Below are 15,929 nucleotides of genomic sequence, written 5' to 3'. Positions count from 1 at the left end.
CGGTTTTGGGAGGAATTTTGGCACGCGAGAAGAAGCAGCAGCCGAGGACGGACAAGGGCGTCTACGGCATCTCCGTGGTCTCCGACATCGTGGGCGTGGGCGAGCAGACCCTGCGCCTGTACGAACGCCGCGGCCTGCTGGAACCGGAGCGCACGGCGGGCGGCACGCGGCGGTACAGCCAGGACGACGTCGACCGCCTCCGCCGCATCGGCGAGTTGGTCGACGACGGCGTGAACCTGGCCGGCGTCGGCAAGGTCCTGGAGCTAGAGGAGGACAACGCTTCGCTGCACCGGCAGCTCAAGGCTGCCAAGGAACGTGCGGCCGGCCAGGAGCAGCCCGAGGAACCGGAGGAAACCACCCGGCCGGCCTGAACGCCTCCCTTCCGCCGGACACCCGGAGTATGGTCGACACCGGGGCCTACTGCGGAGCCGAACCGAACAAAGGACCACGCTCATGGGACTGCGAAGCGCGCTGTTCGCCGCGCAATACGATGCGGCCATTCGACGCGAACCCGCCGAGCTCGCGTCGCACCGCAAGGCCTTACTGTCCGGCGTGAGCGGGGTTGTGTACGACGTCGGTGCGGGCACGGGCGCGAATCTGCCCTATTTCCCGTCGGGGTGCTCCGTGACGCTGGTCGAGCCGGACCCGAACATGCGCAAGCGGCTCGAGTCCCGGGTGGGGTCCCACTCCGCAGCGATGCGGGTCGTAGATGCGCTTGCCGAGGACTTGCCGGCCGAGGACGCGAGTGTGGATGCGGTGGTGTTCACCCTGGTGCTGTGCAGCGTCCCCGACCAGGCCGCGGCCCTGGCCGAAACCAGGCGCGTGCTCAAGCCCGACGGCAAGCTTCTCTTCCTGGAGCACGTCCGCGGCCCGGGCGCGCACGGCAAGGTGCAGGATTTGCTGCGGCCCGTCTGGTCGTTCGCTGCACAGGGCTGCGAGCCCAACCGGAACACCGCGGCGGCGATTTCTGCCGCCGGCTTCAGCGTGGCGATGCAGGATAAGTTCGCCGCCGGCCCGGCCTGGCTGCCCATAAATCCGATGGTGGTGGGCACGGCAACGCCCGGCGGCAACTCGTAGGTAAGCAGATTGCACGCGAGCAGAGCCTCACTAAGGAACAGGTGCTCTAGGATAGCCGGGTGGTCACAGAATTCATCGCACTGTTAGCAGGAGCATTGATCGGTCTCGTTGGTGTCGTATACACGCAACGGGCTGCCTCAAAGCGTGAGCTACGCCTTCGACACTGGGACAAGAGAGCAGAAGCCTATATCGAGCTTCTTGCCCTCACCGCTTGGGTTGAGCATTGGTATGTTACGGGCCTTCCGGACAAATACGAGAGGCCGCACACCGTCAACATGGCTCGTACTGCGGCGAAGATAAGCGCTTTTGGGAATGAGGAGGACGGTCGCTTGGCTTCGCGCCTAATGGAGCAATTGGCGCCAGAAGTGAGCCGCCAAGACATCAGCCGAAAACCGCCGCCAGATGAAGCAATCCGCAGATTAGCAGTCGATTTGACCCACCGCGCGAGAGAGACTCTTGGTTCCACAGCTTGATTCCTTATCAAGTTGTGGAACCACACGCGTCCAGTCGCTGAGTCGAGTTGAGATGCGATGGCATGAAAATCATCGCGACTGATCGATTTCCCGTATGACCCTTATGTCGCTCCACGGCTAAGGTGGGAAAGCTCATTTGGGGCTCGCGTGGATACAGCGCTTACCCGAAACCGCCGAGCTTGTCCTTCATGCCGCCCAGCTTCTCGCCCAATCCTCCGGGGAGCTTGCCGAGCAGTGCGTCGACGTCGATGCCCAGCCTGGACAACAGTCCGGAGTCGCGCTCGGTGTCCACCTTCTCCGGCAGTTCTGCATCTGCCGCAACCGCCTGGTCCTCCTTGCCCTGCTGCTTGAGGAAATCGATGATCTGCTGCTTGTCGATCTGCATGGGTTTTTCCCTTCGCTAGCGAGTCAGCGTACTCTCCACTTTCCTCGCGGCTGGCACGTGTGGCAAGGGCTCGAGACGGCGGCAAAGGCCGGATGGCATACTGTTTGGACTCCACAGCGCCGTGGAAACCTCGTGGACAGGAACGTATGACATGGCTGGGCATTTCGAAGTGATCAAGGCGCCCGACGGCGGCTACCGGGTCAGGATGCTGGACGGCAAGGGAGATCTTATGGCCGAATCGGTGACGTATCCGTCCCTTCAGGAGGCCAAGGACGGCATCGAGCTCGCACGGGAAATCGCCGGCACCGGTCGGGTGATCGACCGGACGGACGGCGAAGAGGAATCGTAGGGTTCAAACGACCTCGGGCGGTAACGACTATGGCCCGAACGCATGCCAGTACAGGGACGAGGCGGGTTCTGCACGAACCTCGCGACCCCACGTTTTCCACCGCCACGATCAGTAATTCGCCGTCTACGGTGGCTGCCGAGGTAATGTTGAGTCGCCATGAAAGCACCCATGAAAGCGCCCTTCGAACGCGCACGCCGAGCCGATTCAATCACCTTGCTGGATCTTTTCGCTGGCGCTGGAGGGTTGACTCACGGGTTCTACGCAGCCTCTTCCCGCTTCGTGACGGAGCGCGCTGTTGAATTTGACGCCGCAGCGGCTGCGTCCTACCGCCACACATTCGGTGACAAGGTATATGCGGGCCCCATCCAGCAATGGCTGAAGGATGAGACCACGCCGCAAGTGGACGTCGTTGTCGGCGGCCCACCCTGCCAGGGGTTTTCCCTTTTAGGAAAACGAGACATCAACGATGACCGAAATTCCTTGTGGCAGGAATACGCAGCAACTTTGCGAAGAGCGCGACCAAAGTACTTCGTCGTTGAAAACGTCGCTGCCTTTGGCAAGTCCACCCAACTTCAGGATTTCCAACGAGCTGCCCGGCCCGGCGGGGAGTTGGAGGAGTTCCGCTTCGAGTGGTACGTATTAAATTCAGCAGATTTCGGCGCACCCCAGGCGCGCAAGCGCGCGATCCTCATCGGTCATCGCACCGATGTTCCCCGGCCGTCCTTTCCGGTTCCTACACATGTAGCCAGACACAATACGGTCAGGAGCGCGTTCAAGGGCATTCCGTTTGAAGTGCACGGCACAGAGCTGCGCAAAGCAACCGCTGAAACGTCGACCCGTCCGATGCCAGGCCCGTTCAAAACCACCGAACTGCACCTTGGTCGCGACTACGCGCCAATCTCCCTCAAGCGTTTCCGCGAGATCCCGCTGGGGGGCAATCGCATGAACCTGCCCGAAGACCTCATGGCGCCCTGTTGGATCGGCCATACCTCCGGGTCCGGCGACGTCATGGGGCGGCTCCATTGGGACCGTCCAGCTGTAACGATCAGAACGGAGTTCTTCAAGCCTGAAAAAGGCCGCTACTTGCATCCTGAAGCTGACCGGGCTATCACCCACCTGGAGGCTGCACGCCTTCAAGGGTTCCCTGATGAACACCAGTGGGTAGGGTCCAAAACATCGATCGCCAAGCAAATTGGGAATGCCGTACCTGTCGCTTTGGGCAAGGCCATCGCAACGCAAATCCTGCAACATTTGTAGGACATATCCGCCCTGGGCAGCTCTGCCTCTCCCAAAGTGTCCGGCGAGAGTGATAGATATGATCGGGAACTCGGCGCCGGCCGATATGTTACTTGATACTGGGGGGACCGATGATGGTTCAGGAATCGTGGGCGGGGACAGCTTCTCCGCTCAGTCAGTTTGTTGCGGCTGAGACGGAAAGTGCCCTTAACGCCTACAGGGCCCGCCCGGATCTCATACGTGAACACAGCAACATCGAGGCAGCAATTTCTCAGGGCGGTTACGGCCGTAAGCAGCTCAACGAGCTCATCCAAAACGCTGCTGATGCGATCAATAAGTCGAACGACATCAGCGAGTCCGGTGGACGCATTCGAATCGTTCTAAGCAAAGACAGTTTATACTGCGCGAATGAGGGCTCTCCGTTCACCGAGGCCGGTTTTCGCACTCTCATGCTCTCCCATTCGTCGGACAAGCGCGACGACGAAATTGGGCGCTTTGGTCTGGGGTTTAAGTCCGTCATCGAGATCACGGATGAGCCCAAAATATTCAGCCGCAGCGGCTCTGTGGCATGGAGCCAGAATCAGAGCCGTGAACAGCTCGAGGTTCTTTTCCCAGGCCTTGAGGCGTACCCCATTCTGCGCCTGGCAACTCCAATTGACCCGCATGACGAAGCGACCAGCGACACAGTTTTGTCAGAGCTGATGACATGGGCCACGACCGTCGTTAAGTTGCCTATAAGGGGCGGCAGCTCCTGGATCTCAGACGAGATAGAAAAATTTCCGCACGAGTTCCTTCTTTTCTCCAATCGGGTTGGCACGCTCGAGTTTGAGGACCTCACGCGGAACTCGTCCATTGTGTGGAATGCGTCTCGGGATGGAAATAAAGTTGTTCTCGGAAATGGCAGTGCCAACAGTGAGTGGCTGCTTTTCAGGTACAAGCACAATGTGACCCCGCAAGCTGCCGCAGATGCAGGGAGCGTCGCCGCCCGAGAGCATGTCGACGTTACATGGGCCGTACCGCTGACGAGTAACTATCGCAGCAGTCTCGGAAGGTTCTGGAATTATTTCCCGACCCGGCATGAAACGTCCCTCCGCGGGATCGTCAACGCGGCCTTCAAAATGAATGAAGACCGTCACAGCATGTTAGAAAAGCTTTACAACGAGGAAATACTTACAAAGGCAGTACCACGGATGGTGGCTGGCGCATTGCCTCTGCTCCGCACTCCCGATGATCCCGCTTTGTTCCTTGACATCCTCCCATCGCGAGATAAGGAATCCGAGTCATGGGCCGACCGGATCATCAACAAGCCCATCTTCGAGGCGATCTCGTCAGTTCCCTGCCTTCCCGACAGGTCCGGAACGCTCAGAGTGCCCGCGGACATCAAGGTTCAGCCTGAGTTGAAGGAAGCCACGAAGCTTACAGCTCTTTGGGAATCCTGGGTTGCGGAAAACCGCCCGTGGCTCCATCCTGCCGCACTGACCCGAGGACGGGAGTCGCAGGTAGTGCGAATTTTAAGAGACGCCAATCGTAAGCGCGCATCTGTCGAGGAATGGCTGGAGGAAGCTGCTGCAGGCGGCGAGCTCCAAGATTATGAGAACGCGCTGCAGCTTGCCGCCATGATCGACAAGTCTTACGACGAATATCAGCCAGCTATGCGGCGCAGTCGCATCGTTCTCATGGCCGACGGCAGCGTTCAGCCACCGATCACTTCGCGGGTTTTCCTCCCCTTGGATGCGGACGACGAATCAACCAACGTTGTCTCGTATGACCTGATGCACCACGGCAATGCAAACAGTTATCTGCGGATGCTGGACCTTCAAGCTCAGGACGGTAGGGGCAGAATCAACCGTGTTGCTAGCCAGGTCTCTGCAGATTACGACAATCAGGAGCTTGCGGAATCGCTCTGGCGCATGACCCGCTCTCTACCCGTCCCTGAGAGCCTAGCTATCTTGAACGATCGGACGACTCCTTCAAGAATCCTGGTCCGCAGTCGCGATCAGAAGTGGCGGCCCCTTGAGGACATCTGGCTCCCTGGCGCTTTGATACCGAGTAGCAGCATCGGCGACGAAAGCGTTCTCATCGATGAACGGTTTCATGGGCACGATCTTGTCCTGCTCAAGAACCTGGGTGCGCGTACGGCTCTTGGCGAAGCACAGATGTCTCGTGGGGGCGCGACTTATGATTTGTGGAAGACCACTGAGGCAACCCGGATCGCCGAAGCCTCGCGCAACAGTGCGGTCCCGGTTTCCGAGGCTGGCATCCGATTCAACCAAGCGTTGGCAACCGATGGGCTTCATCTGCTGATTGGTGCTTCAGCCGCAACCCGAGCCCGCGTTACTCGGACGCTTCTAGGCCGGCCGCAGTACCCCACCAAAGTAGAATTCTCCAGCGCCTACAAAGCCCCTGAGACGGTCGATGGACCTGATTTGTGGTGGGTCAGGAACTACGGCGTCTTCGAGACTCCACTCGGACTGGTCGACGTGAAACACTGCGTCGGGGCAGTCGATGGGGTCCCCAGCGACTATCTTCCATTCCCCGGATCCGCGGAGGCCGAAGCTCTGGACCTTCCGGTCGACGTGCAGCGGATTAATTGGAGTTATGTCCTGCCTTTGGCGGAAGCACGCCTCTCCGTGACACAACTTCATGAGCTCTACGGAATCCTAGCCTCGCGGGGAGTGAAAGCCCCGAAGGAGGTACTCGCCCCAATAGGGGGCGGGCAGAGCACGCGGTATGCCCCCTCACTGGCCGTCCTGGCATTAGACAAGGAGAGTCGAGACTATCTCGTCGATGTGGCGAATGTTCCAACTCTTTACACTGATCACGCAGATTTCAATGCAGCCCTTTCTGAGAATTGGGGACTTGAGGCCCGTTCGGTTGAATTCCACACAGTTGTCCGACCAACGCCGACGTCCGACCTTGAACCAGTCTCAATCAAGGATCTCTATCCCTACCTACGCCGGGCCGCAAGCGAGATAAAGGTCCAGACGCTGTGCGTCCCCTGCACTCTAATCGAAGAAGTTCGGTCAAACAGCTATCACCCTGACCGTACCGAAGCCACATCAGTGGCCTCCTACCTAGGGGACGACGGACCCCTGTACTACAGGGCCCCGCAAGGCGAGCAGGCGCTGTTGACCACAATTCTTCGAGCGTTTGGTAGCAAAAAGTCAGCCTCTCAGGTGATGGCGACGATGAAGCAGCTCAAGAAGGATGCAGAGGCCCAGGCACGCCTTGCCCGGGTCAACAAGCAAACTACTGATGCTGGAAAAGTGGCCGAGCTGGTGGGCCGTGACACCCTTAGACGGCTTATCCCCGCATCGGTAATTGCGATGCTGGAAGCACGCAATCTTGAGCTAACAGATGAACGGCTTTTTGAAATTGTCAGCAATCTTCACGGTACTAGTCTCCTTAAGGTACTTAAGCCCGCCCTCGAAGAGGCTGGTATCGAGACGCCGGACCAATTCCGCGGTGGCCGTTCTGCTCAGGAGTTCGTCAAGGAGCTAGGGTTCTCCCCTGCTCTGGCCGGTGAGTCCATCAAGCGGAAGCCGATGCGTGAAGAGGTCGTCGGTCCCGTACAGCTCAATCCGCTTCACGATTATCAGAAGTCGACGAGCAAGAAGATCAGTGAACTTTTGGCGGGAAGGACGAAGTCCACTCGCGGATTGGTTCAGCTTCCCACCGGAGCGGGCAAGACACGTGTTGCCGTCGAGTCGGTAATCCGAAACATTGCTGAATCTCCTAAGCATCAGCTCGTTATATGGATTGCCCAGTCGGAGGAACTCTGCGAGCAGGCCGTCGAAACATGGAGCTACGTTTGGCAGGCAGCAGGAGCACCAGGTGAACGGATGGCCGTGAGCAGACTCTGGGGCGGCAACAATGCCGTACCGGAGGAAACCAAGTTGCATTTGGTCGTGGCCACGATCCAGACGCTGTCAAGCATTCAGCAGAATCGACGTCAGGTTTACAGCTGGATGTCGGACCCTGATCTTGTGATTATCGACGAGGCACATGGTGCGACAGCAGCCTCCTACACGCCCGTCCTGTCTTGGTTTGGCCGCTCTTACACGGACAAGTCAAAGCTTCTGCTTGGCTTGTCTGCAACTCCTTACCGGGGATCCAACGAGCGGGAAACAGAACGTTTAGTAGCTCGTTTCGGTCGCAATCTGATCGAACCTGACGAGTTCGGCGCCGAGGACGCACACGAGTATCTCCAGAAAATGGGAGTGCTATCAAACGTCCGCCACGAAGTGCTACATGGAATCGAGCTGAAGCTCAAGGACATGCGTTCAGCCACCAATGAAGACTCCCAGAACGCCATGCTCGAAGCACGGCTCGATCTCCGGCAGGTGGCCGACAGCATGCAACGAAACGAAGCAATCCTAGACCGCATCAAGTCCGCGGACACCGCGGGACCGACTTTGGTATTTGCAGCCTCGGTGGAACACGCTGAGGCGTTGGCCGCAGTGCTGACAGTTGAAGGCATTCCCGCTGCTGCGATCTCTGGACAGACCGACCTCGGGCATCGTCGGGCAATAATCGAAGACTTCCGTCGAGGCAAGATTCGAGTATTGACCAACTTCGATGTGCTGACGCAAGGGTTCGATGCGCCCAAGGTCGATGCCGTCTATGTGTGCCGTCCGACTTTCTCACCCAATAAATACATCCAGATGATCGGACGAGGGCTGCGTGGACCGCTCAATGGAGGTAGTGAGGAGGTGCTGATCGTCAACGTGAAGGACAACCTGGACCAGTACGGCCAGCAACTCGCCTTCACGCAGTTCGATCACTTGTGGAACCGGGAGGATGCAGGTGTCCGCTGATTTTCAGCTAGACCCTAGCCAGAATCAGGTAGCCGAAGCCGAGCCGGAGACACGTCTATTCGTCACGGCGGCGGCCGGCCAAGGAAAAACCGAAGTTCTGCTTGCACGAGTCAAGTCATTGGTTGAGGACGGACTGAATCCTGCAGACGAGATCTTGGTCCTGAGTTTTTCGCGTGCCGCTGTAGAGGCGGTACGGAAGCGGGCACGACACCATGACCTCGATGGACTTCAAATCCGAACCTTCGACTCCTTCGCGGCGCAGATTCTGATCGACATGGACGAGGAGACTCTAGGCGACAGCTTCGACGCTCGAATCAGGAAGGCCACGAAGTACATCGCGGGGGAAGAAACTCCGGACCGAGTCACTCATCTGCAGCACATCCTGGTCGATGAGGCTCAGGACCTGGTCGGGGACCGGGCTGAGCTCGTCCTGGCATTGTTCTCCGTTCTTGGCGACGATCTCGGGTTCACCGTGCTCGGCGACCCGTTGCAAGGCATCTACGACTTTCAGCTGGAAGAGTCCGACTCGAAACTGACATCGGCGGAACTCATTGAGAAGCTCATTAACGACTTTGGCGCAGAACACCAGACACTGACCAAGCATTACCGGGCCTTGACAGAGCGCACGAGGGATCTCATTACCGTCGGCGATGAGATCCGGAGTCTCGGCGCTCTCGAAGGACCCCTCTGCGAGTCTGCCCATAGCCTGCTTGACGATTTCCGCCGGCAGGTATCGAGCACCTCCGTACTGAACGAGTCCGGGGCCCTCAGCCCAAACGTGGGCGAAACGACCGCTCTTCTGTGTTCGACCAATTACGAGGTCCTCATCGCAAGCGAACTCCTGTGGCAGCACGGATATCCGCACCTGATCCGACGCAAGGCACAGGACATGAGCGTGGCACCGTGGGTTCATCATGTCTTCAAGGATCTCGAGGACAGAACGTACGACGCCGATGAGATCAAGTCCCGCCTGCACCAGCTCTTCGGCGAGGCCGGAGCCGACCGCTGGCTCGCTTTAAAGACGGCCGAGGGCAACTTCTCCGCTTATGACTCGCTGAATGTTCCCCAGCTCAGCCAACGACTACGCAGCAGGTCAATTCCATTGACACTTACGGTGGCTGACGTCGCTCCGCTGGTTGTTTCGACTGTTCATCGGGCCAAGGGACTTGAGTTCACCAACGTCCTCTATCTACAACCGGAGTTCGGCTCGCCCGCCGCAGAGGAGAACGCAGCCACGCTGAAGCAGAAATACGTCGCTCTAAGCCGCGCCCGCGCGGAGATCGTCTCGACCAAGTTGCCCAAGAAGGTCTTGAAGCACGCCGACGGGTCCCGGGGCCGATGGCTGGAGAAGGGTTACGGTAAGTACGGTCAGTACACGGCGAGGATGGAGTTCTTGAACTCCGACATCGACGATATAGCGCCCTATTACCCCTTGGTCGGAGACGCTCATGCGGTTCAGGACGGCCTTGTCCTGGACGACCTTATGGGTCAGGTCGTTTCCGGCAGGATTGAGTCCCAGCCGGAGCCTGGAGAAGTAGCCCGCTATGAGCTAACGACCGGTGACGGCCGAGTGCTCGGCCGGACCAGTCAATCCTTCGCTTTCGCATTGAAAAGGAATTTTGGGTTTAAAGGCAACCGCAGCCAAGAGTGGCCCACGGCCTTCACCGGCGCTCGGGTCACGTCCATAGAATGCGCAACCGGCCACCCCGAGGAGACGAAGCTCGCAGGCCTAGGATCCTCCGGCATGTGGTTGGTACCCCGCCTCACTGGGCTGATCAGCCGGATCAAGGATTAGGAGAACGAGAGTGTCGACACTAGATAGTAAATACGCATTCCGCCGCGAAATGGTGGACCGGCTTGTTACCGACCTCTACGGGCCCGGTGCTTCCGACGAGCTCATCACGGAGCGTCCCCTCGAGCGCTATGTCACTGGAGTTCTCTGGCCGGCGGCTGATGACACTTTTGTGGAGGCACCCGATGAGCCTGAGTCCGTGGCCTCGGCGTCAGGTGAGCCTTCCGTCGACAGCCCGGTTGCCAACGCCCGTCTGACCTATCCAAGCAGCGTGGGCATGACAGTGTCCGTTAACGCGAAACTTTCTACAGTCCTGTATGTTTCACCGACGGCGGCCAGGTACGCACCCATCCCAACCGTTCGTGAGAGCGGTAGTAAACGAGGAGAAGCATATGACTGGCAGCGTGAGCCAGCCGACCTTCCTGTAATCGAGGTCGACCTTACTGCGGCTGGGCCCAAGCGTCATCTTCTTGAGGGCGGTGTCCTGGAGCTATATGTCTTGGTGCGAGCTCCCGAAGACGCCATCGTGACAGCGACGGTCGTGCTGCGGAACACTCAGCCCAAGCCAGATCCGAAATCAGATAAGGATGTGGCGTGCTGGTTCCAGGCCGGGCTGTCAGTTCGCACGGATGTGCCTTCGTTGGTGGACCGATCAAAGCTGCGCACCGACGTTCCCTCGGATGCCGACCTTGCTTCTTCGGAACTTCTCTACCGCAATCACATGGTCTTTGGCGCAGGACATGGCTGCGCGGTCGAAGTGGAACCATCTGACGTCGTTGGCCGGCTTTGTCAACGAGTATCGACGACGTTTGTCCCGCGGCAAGATGTCCACAGATCGATGGCTGGTGGGAGCGCGGCCAATCTGTCGCTGTCCTTTATGGGTTCGGCTTCCCGTGGTGATGTGGTCGCTCAGCTCAGCGTCCTGGCAGAGGATTATTCGTCATGGATCGAAGCATCGATCAATTCCATGACCGTGCAGGGGCCCGGCGAAGTTCCGCCACACCTGCAGGGTGTAGCCGCTGATCATATGAGTCAGGCTCGGACCGCTCACGACCGCATTAAGGCCGGCATCCGGCTCCTCGAACAAGACGACAAAGCCTTCGAAGCGTTCCAACTGGCAAACAAGGCAATGCACATGCAGCGTTCCCGTCAGGACTGGGTCCGAAAGGGCGGCCATGGTGAATTCGTCTTGGGCGACCAGGCGTGGCGCCCGTTCCAGATTGCGTTCATCCTGATCAATCTGCCATCCGTCACCGACGATGGGCACGAAGAACGCGACATAGCAGATCTTCTCTGGTTCCCCACCGGTGGAGGCAAGACGGAGGCGTACCTCGGTCTGGTTGCCTACCTCCTGTTGCTTCGGCGCCTCCGGAACACGAGCGTCCGGGGCGTGGCTGTGATCATGCGATATACCCTGCGACTTCTGACGATTCAACAGTTCGAACGCGCTGCCATGCTCATTTGCTCCCTCGAATCCGTTCGTGTGGAGAACGAAGACAGAGTCGGCGGTACGCCGTTCGGGATCGGCCTATGGGTCGGTGGCGGCGCCACGCCGAATGATATCGCCACGGCCAGGACTAATCTTGGGAAGTTGAGGAACAACCAGGAAGTAGTCGAAGGAAACCCGAAGCAGATCGAAGCCTGCCCTTGGTGCGGTACTCGGCTCACCGTCGATGATTACCGAATTGTCAAGGATCCGTCAGACCGCATGATTGTCAGCTGCCCCAACAAGACCTGTGACTTCTCGGACGGACTACCGGTTCACATCATCGACACGGATGTGTACCGGGAACGGCCCGAACTTGTGATCGGCACGGTGGACAAGTTCGCCGGTATGTCCTGGAGAGGAGAAATCGCAACCCTCTTCGGACGCATTTCGCCGGACGATCTGGGTCCAGACCTCATTATCCAGGACGAGCTGCATCTGATCTCCGGCCCGCTCGGTTCCACCGTTGGTCTGTTTGAAACTGCGGTGGATTTTGCGGCCAGCGGCATTGGCCGGGAAGATGGTTCGGCTGGCCGAAAGCCGAAGATCATTGCTTCGACGGCGACAATCCGAAGGGCCAAGGACCAGATCCGCTCCGTCTTCGACCGGGAATCGAGTTTGTTTCCGCCGCCGGGGCTTGATCCGGACGATTCCTTCTTTGCGCAAAAGGCACCCTCGGATAAGTTCGGGACGCGGCAATACGTCGGTGTTTTGGCATCCGGAACCAGTCACGCCACGCTCATGGTGCGAACCTACGCATCTCTGCTGCACTCAGCCAGCGTCATTGAGAACGCGGTGGCTGAGGACCGTGACCCGTACTGGACGCTCGTCGGCTACTTCAACAGCCTCCGTGTCCTTGGCTCTGCGTACCTGCAGGTCTACGACGACGTACGCGCTCGGCTCCATCTTCTGGCCAAACGTGAAGGCCGGAACACCGCGCGCGGAATCCAGTTGAGTGAGCTCACAAGCCGAGTGGAAAACCATAAGATTCCGGAGGCTCTCAAGTCCCTCGAGAAGAGCCTGATGAGTGGCCTCACGCCTGAGGACGTCGTCCTGGCCACCAACATGATCTCTGTCGGTCTGGATGTGGATCGCCTAGGCCTGATGGCCGTCATGGGACAGCCGCAGTCAAGCGCCGAGTACATCCAGGCGACCAGCCGGGTCGGGCGCCAACATCCCGGGCTTGTGGTGACCATCTTTAATGCCGCGCGTACACGTGATCGCTCGCATTACGAGTCATTCAATGACTTTCATGGGGCACTGTACCGCGCTGTAGAGGCCACGAGTGCCACGCCCTTCGCCGCCCGATCGCGCGACCGAGGCCTGCACGCCATGCTCGTGTCCGCCCTGAGGATGCTAGTACCCGACCTGCGCGGGACTGCCGGCCATGTCCGGAATGAGTCTCCTGCCGTGGACGAAGTCATGTCGTGGATAGGCGACCGAGTCGCTGCCGTCGATCCAGAGGAAGCGGAAGCAACACGCGAAGAGCTCGAGCGGCTCATAAACATCTGGCGCAAGGCTGCCTTCGCCGACGCCGACCTGCCGTACCAGGCAACGAAGAAATCCCCAAGGGCATTACTTATCGATTCGTCCAAAGCCCTCGAGGACCCTGATTTCGTCTACAGCACCAGCTCCCTCCCATGGCCGACGCCGCGAAGTATGCGTGATGTGGATGCCGAAACTACTCTCCGACCGGCCCCACTAAGGAAGGACGCCTCCCTTGGCTAAGAAGACCTACGCCGCCCGGCGCAGCCAGCTCATTTCTACGTTCGGAGTCGGAAGCCTCTTCCCAGCCGAGAACAACAGCTTCATGATCACGAGCATCGATCAGTGGGACAAGAAGCATCTGAAGCCGGTCAGCGAGCCGCGATTGGCCCGAAGTTTAAGGGTTTCACAGCTGCTGCTGCCTCCGGCTGGCGCCCGGGGCAAGATTCCAGTGATTAGATTTCCGGAAATGCTGGTTTGCCCCAACTGCAATCGGATCGGAAAAGTCAAGCAGCTGCAGGCATCGTATGAGGACCCGAAGTGTGGGCTCTGCAAGTCACTGGCACCGGTGACACCTTCGCGTTTCGTCATTGCGTGCGAAGACGGACACATCGACGACTTTCCTTACGCATATTGGGTCCACGGTTCCACGCCAAACGACGACTCCGAGCATCTGCTGAGCCTTGCTTCCGAAGGCCGGACGTCATCCCTGGCCGACATGGTGGTGAGGTGTTCATGTGGAAAGTCTCGGACGATGGCCGACGCATTCAATTCGATTGCGCTGAAGGAAATGAAGTGCCAGGGCAACCGCCCGTGGCTCGGCTGGGGCTATCGGGAACGTGAATGTGGCAAATCCCCGAAGACGGTTCAGCGCGGTGCTTCAAATGTTTGGTTCCCCGTGGTGAGGTCTGCAATCTCTATCCCGCCCTACTCCGAGTTTCTCGCCAAGGTGGTGACGTCAAAAGCGTCCCAGCTCAGTCAACCGCAGGCACTAGAGCCCGCGTCGAAATGGGTGTTGGATGGTGTGGTTCAGGAATTTGAGGGCAAATTTTCCGTCGATGAACTCCGAGCTGAAATTAAGCGGCAGTTTCATGGCGGAGAGGAAAATGAGCTTTCCGAGGAGCAGCTCCGGGAGCAAGAGTTCCTCGCGCTGATGAACGGCCGCCGGGACAGCCCGGACACTGATTTTGTAGCTGAGAAGGTGGCCGTCCCCGATGGCTACCAGCACTGGATCAAGGCTGCTCGAAAAGTTACCCGCCTCAGAGAGGTAAGGGCACTCTACGGCTTCAGTCGGCTGCATCCCAGGAGTGAGGACAAGCCGGATGCAAAATTGTCGCCGCTCTCCCCTGACGACAACCGCCAGAACTGGCTTCCCGCGATCGAGACGCTAGGTGAAGGTCTCTTTCTCGCGTTGGACCGGTCGCAGGTCGAGGCTTGGGCAGCAACAGACTTCGCAGTGGGGAGGGAGAAAACACTCCGGCTCAACGCGAAACGTGCGGCAGAGCAGCGTGGCCAGGATCCAGCTCCGGTCAGCATCGTGGAAACGCTGATCCACACTCTCTCCCACATCATCATCGACCAGCTCTCGCTGGATGCTGGCTACCCGGCGTCCTCCATCCGGGAACGACTCTACGTAGGTCCGGACCAAGTCGGGGTACTTTTGTACACAGCATCGTCCGACTCCGCCGGGAGCCTCGGCGGCATCGCCGCACAGGCGAGCCCCAGCCGGCTCGAAGCGGCGCTGGACGAGGGGCTGTTCCGCACTTCGTGGTGTTCAGCGGATCCTGTCTGCATCGAGTCCCGCGGTTCGGGAACGGATGCGCGGAACCTTGCCGCCTGCCACTGCTGCGTCCTTGTGCCGGAAACCAGCTGCGAGTTGTTCAACTCCAATCTTGACCGAGGGTCGTTATTCGGGGTTCATGGGCAGATGGGGTCGGGTTTCCGCGATTGGGCAGCGCTGAACCCGATCGTTAATGGTGTGGAATCGGCGGTCAGCGTCTCGAACGCGGGCCACGATGACCAGATCCCGGAGCATGTGCGCAAGAGTGCGTGGCTCACGGTGTTCGCTGAATCCGGACCTGACCTTCAGGAACTGATTTCCGAGCTCGTTGAGGTCGAAGTCGAGCTCGGGGACTGGGGCGCCGACATTGGCCCGGACAACCAATGGCAGGTCGATCTGTCCTGGGCGGGCGCACGTGTGGCGGTGTTGGTGGAACGGGATGATCCGAGAGACGACTGGCTAGCGGAGCAGGGCTGGACCATTTATCACACAACGGACTTCGCTCCGGCTGACCTCGCCGACAAGCTCGCCGACAAGGTTTATTAAGCACGTGTGGGGGCGCCCCTGCGGCGTCCCCACACGTGCTTGGCCCTAGTCCAGGAAGTACTCGTAGCTCAGCGGCATCAGGTTCTCGGGTGACGGCCGCCAGTCAGGGTAAACACTCATGAGCCCATCGTCCGTGGTAATGGAACCATCCATGTGCCGCTCCCACTCAATCTCCGCCACGACCACTAGGTCCGTACGTCCGAACTGGTTAGCGTGGGTTACCTCGTTGCGGGTCAGGATGACCTTCTGGACGTGGCCCTGAGAACCCTTGACCTCCACGTGCCGGACCTCGTCACCGCGCACTGCTTCAAGTTCGTATGACTCGTACGCGCCGACGTCCTCCACACTGTATCCAGCGGCCTCGTAGTGGGCGATCGCCTGGCGCACGGCCTGCATCTCGATGGCCTTCTTTAAAACGGGATCCGCGCAGAACCCGGCATATCGCTGTCTCACGCCGTTTTGTCCGCTCACAGGCGGTGGTGCAACAAGCGGCTGGTCGAAAC

General features: G+C 59.2%; 11 protein-coding genes. 9 read left to right on the top strand and 2 right to left on the bottom strand.

Annotation, left to right across the window (positions count from 1 at the left end; genetic code table 11):
* The first annotated feature begins 17 nt into the window (after positions 1 to 17).
* From AC5RW2_RS01105 to AC5RW2_RS01095, 3 genes are all read left to right on the top strand, one after another.
* A complete protein-coding gene (locus tag AC5RW2_RS01105; protein WP_494001625.1) occupies positions 18 to 371 on the top strand; it encodes a MerR family transcriptional regulator in 354 nt (117 codons plus the stop codon).
* 82 nt (positions 372 to 453) lie between these two features.
* Positions 454 to 1,077 (top strand): class I SAM-dependent methyltransferase, encoded by a 624-nt coding sequence (locus AC5RW2_RS01100; protein ID WP_494073483.1) that lies wholly within the window; start codon positions 454 to 456, stop codon positions 1,075 to 1,077.
* A 59-nt stretch (positions 1,078 to 1,136) separates the two neighbouring features.
* Positions 1,137 to 1,550: a hypothetical protein gene (locus AC5RW2_RS01095; RefSeq protein ID WP_494073482.1), complete on the top strand. Its 414-nt coding sequence runs from the start codon at positions 1,137 to 1,139 to the stop codon at positions 1,548 to 1,550.
* A gap of 160 nt (positions 1,551 to 1,710) precedes the next feature.
* Here the strand turns inward: AC5RW2_RS01095 and AC5RW2_RS01090 are convergent, their stop codons facing one another.
* Positions 1,711 to 1,935, bottom strand: a complete 225-nt coding sequence (locus AC5RW2_RS01090; RefSeq protein ID WP_493978740.1) for a hypothetical protein — start codon at positions 1,933 to 1,935, stop codon at positions 1,711 to 1,713.
* Between the two features lie 151 nt (positions 1,936 to 2,086).
* Here AC5RW2_RS01090 and AC5RW2_RS01085 point away from each other — a divergent pair, with 151 nt between their 5' ends.
* The 6 genes from AC5RW2_RS01085 to drmB all read left to right on the top strand — a co-directional run bounded on the left by AC5RW2_RS01085 (position 2,087) and on the right by drmB (position 15,426).
* Complete coding sequence (locus tag AC5RW2_RS01085) at positions 2,087 to 2,284, top strand: YegP family protein (protein WP_494073481.1); 198 nt, start codon at positions 2,087 to 2,089, stop codon at positions 2,282 to 2,284.
* Positions 2,285 to 2,440: 156 nt separating this feature from the next.
* Positions 2,441 to 3,541, top strand: a complete 1,101-nt coding sequence (locus tag AC5RW2_RS01080; RefSeq protein WP_494073480.1) for a DNA cytosine methyltransferase — start codon at positions 2,441 to 2,443, stop codon at positions 3,539 to 3,541.
* A 110-nt stretch (positions 3,542 to 3,651) separates the two neighbouring features.
* Positions 3,652 to 8,337, top strand: coding sequence for a DEAD/DEAH box helicase (locus tag AC5RW2_RS01075; RefSeq protein WP_494073479.1), 4,686 nt, complete (start codon positions 3,652 to 3,654; stop codon positions 8,335 to 8,337).
* Positions 8,327 to 10,132: a UvrD-helicase domain-containing protein gene (locus tag AC5RW2_RS01070; RefSeq protein WP_494073478.1), complete on the top strand. Its 1,806-nt coding sequence runs from the start codon at positions 8,327 to 8,329 to the stop codon at positions 10,130 to 10,132. Before AC5RW2_RS01075 ends, AC5RW2_RS01070 begins: the two co-directional genes overlap by 11 nt.
* A 10-nt stretch (positions 10,133 to 10,142) precedes the next feature.
* On the top strand, positions 10,143 to 13,343 hold the full coding sequence (locus tag AC5RW2_RS01065; protein ID WP_494073477.1) for a helicase-related protein: 3,201 nt from the start codon (positions 10,143 to 10,145) through the stop codon (positions 13,341 to 13,343).
* Positions 13,336 to 15,426: a DrmB family protein gene (gene drmB / locus AC5RW2_RS01060; protein WP_494073476.1), complete on the top strand. Its 2,091-nt coding sequence runs from the start codon at positions 13,336 to 13,338 to the stop codon at positions 15,424 to 15,426. The genes AC5RW2_RS01065 and drmB overlap by 8 nt, the downstream gene beginning before the upstream one ends.
* 45 nt (positions 15,427 to 15,471) lie before the next feature.
* Here drmB and AC5RW2_RS01055 read toward each other — a convergent pair whose 3' ends face one another.
* Entirely contained in the window at positions 15,472 to 15,879 is a 408-nt protein-coding gene (locus AC5RW2_RS01055; protein ID WP_494073475.1) for a protein NO VEIN domain-containing protein, read from the bottom strand.
* Positions 15,880 to 15,929: the final 50 nt, after the last annotated feature.

This window comes from Arthrobacter sp. B0316-1-20 (assembly GCF_059091865.1).
Note: the sequence above shows the minus strand (reverse complement) of the source record. Positions and strands in the feature narration are given on the sequence as shown.

Bases quoted from the DNA above. Each gene is read 5' to 3' on its own strand.
- AC5RW2_RS01075 (WP_494073479.1), top strand. From the start codon at position 3,652: ATGATGGTTCAGGAATCGTGGGCGGGGACAGCTTCTCCGCTCAGTCAG.
- AC5RW2_RS01100 (WP_494073483.1), top strand. From the start codon at position 454: ATGGGACTGCGAAGCGCGCTGTTCGCCGCGCAATACGATGCGGCCATT.
- AC5RW2_RS01090 (WP_493978740.1), bottom strand. From the start codon at position 1,935: ATGCAGATCGACAAGCAGCAGATCATCGATTTCCTCAAGCAGCAGGGC.
- AC5RW2_RS01085 (WP_494073481.1), top strand. From the start codon at position 2,087: ATGGCTGGGCATTTCGAAGTGATCAAGGCGCCCGACGGCGGCTACCGG.
- AC5RW2_RS01080 (WP_494073480.1), top strand. From the start codon at position 2,441: ATGAAAGCACCCATGAAAGCGCCCTTCGAACGCGCACGCCGAGCCGAT.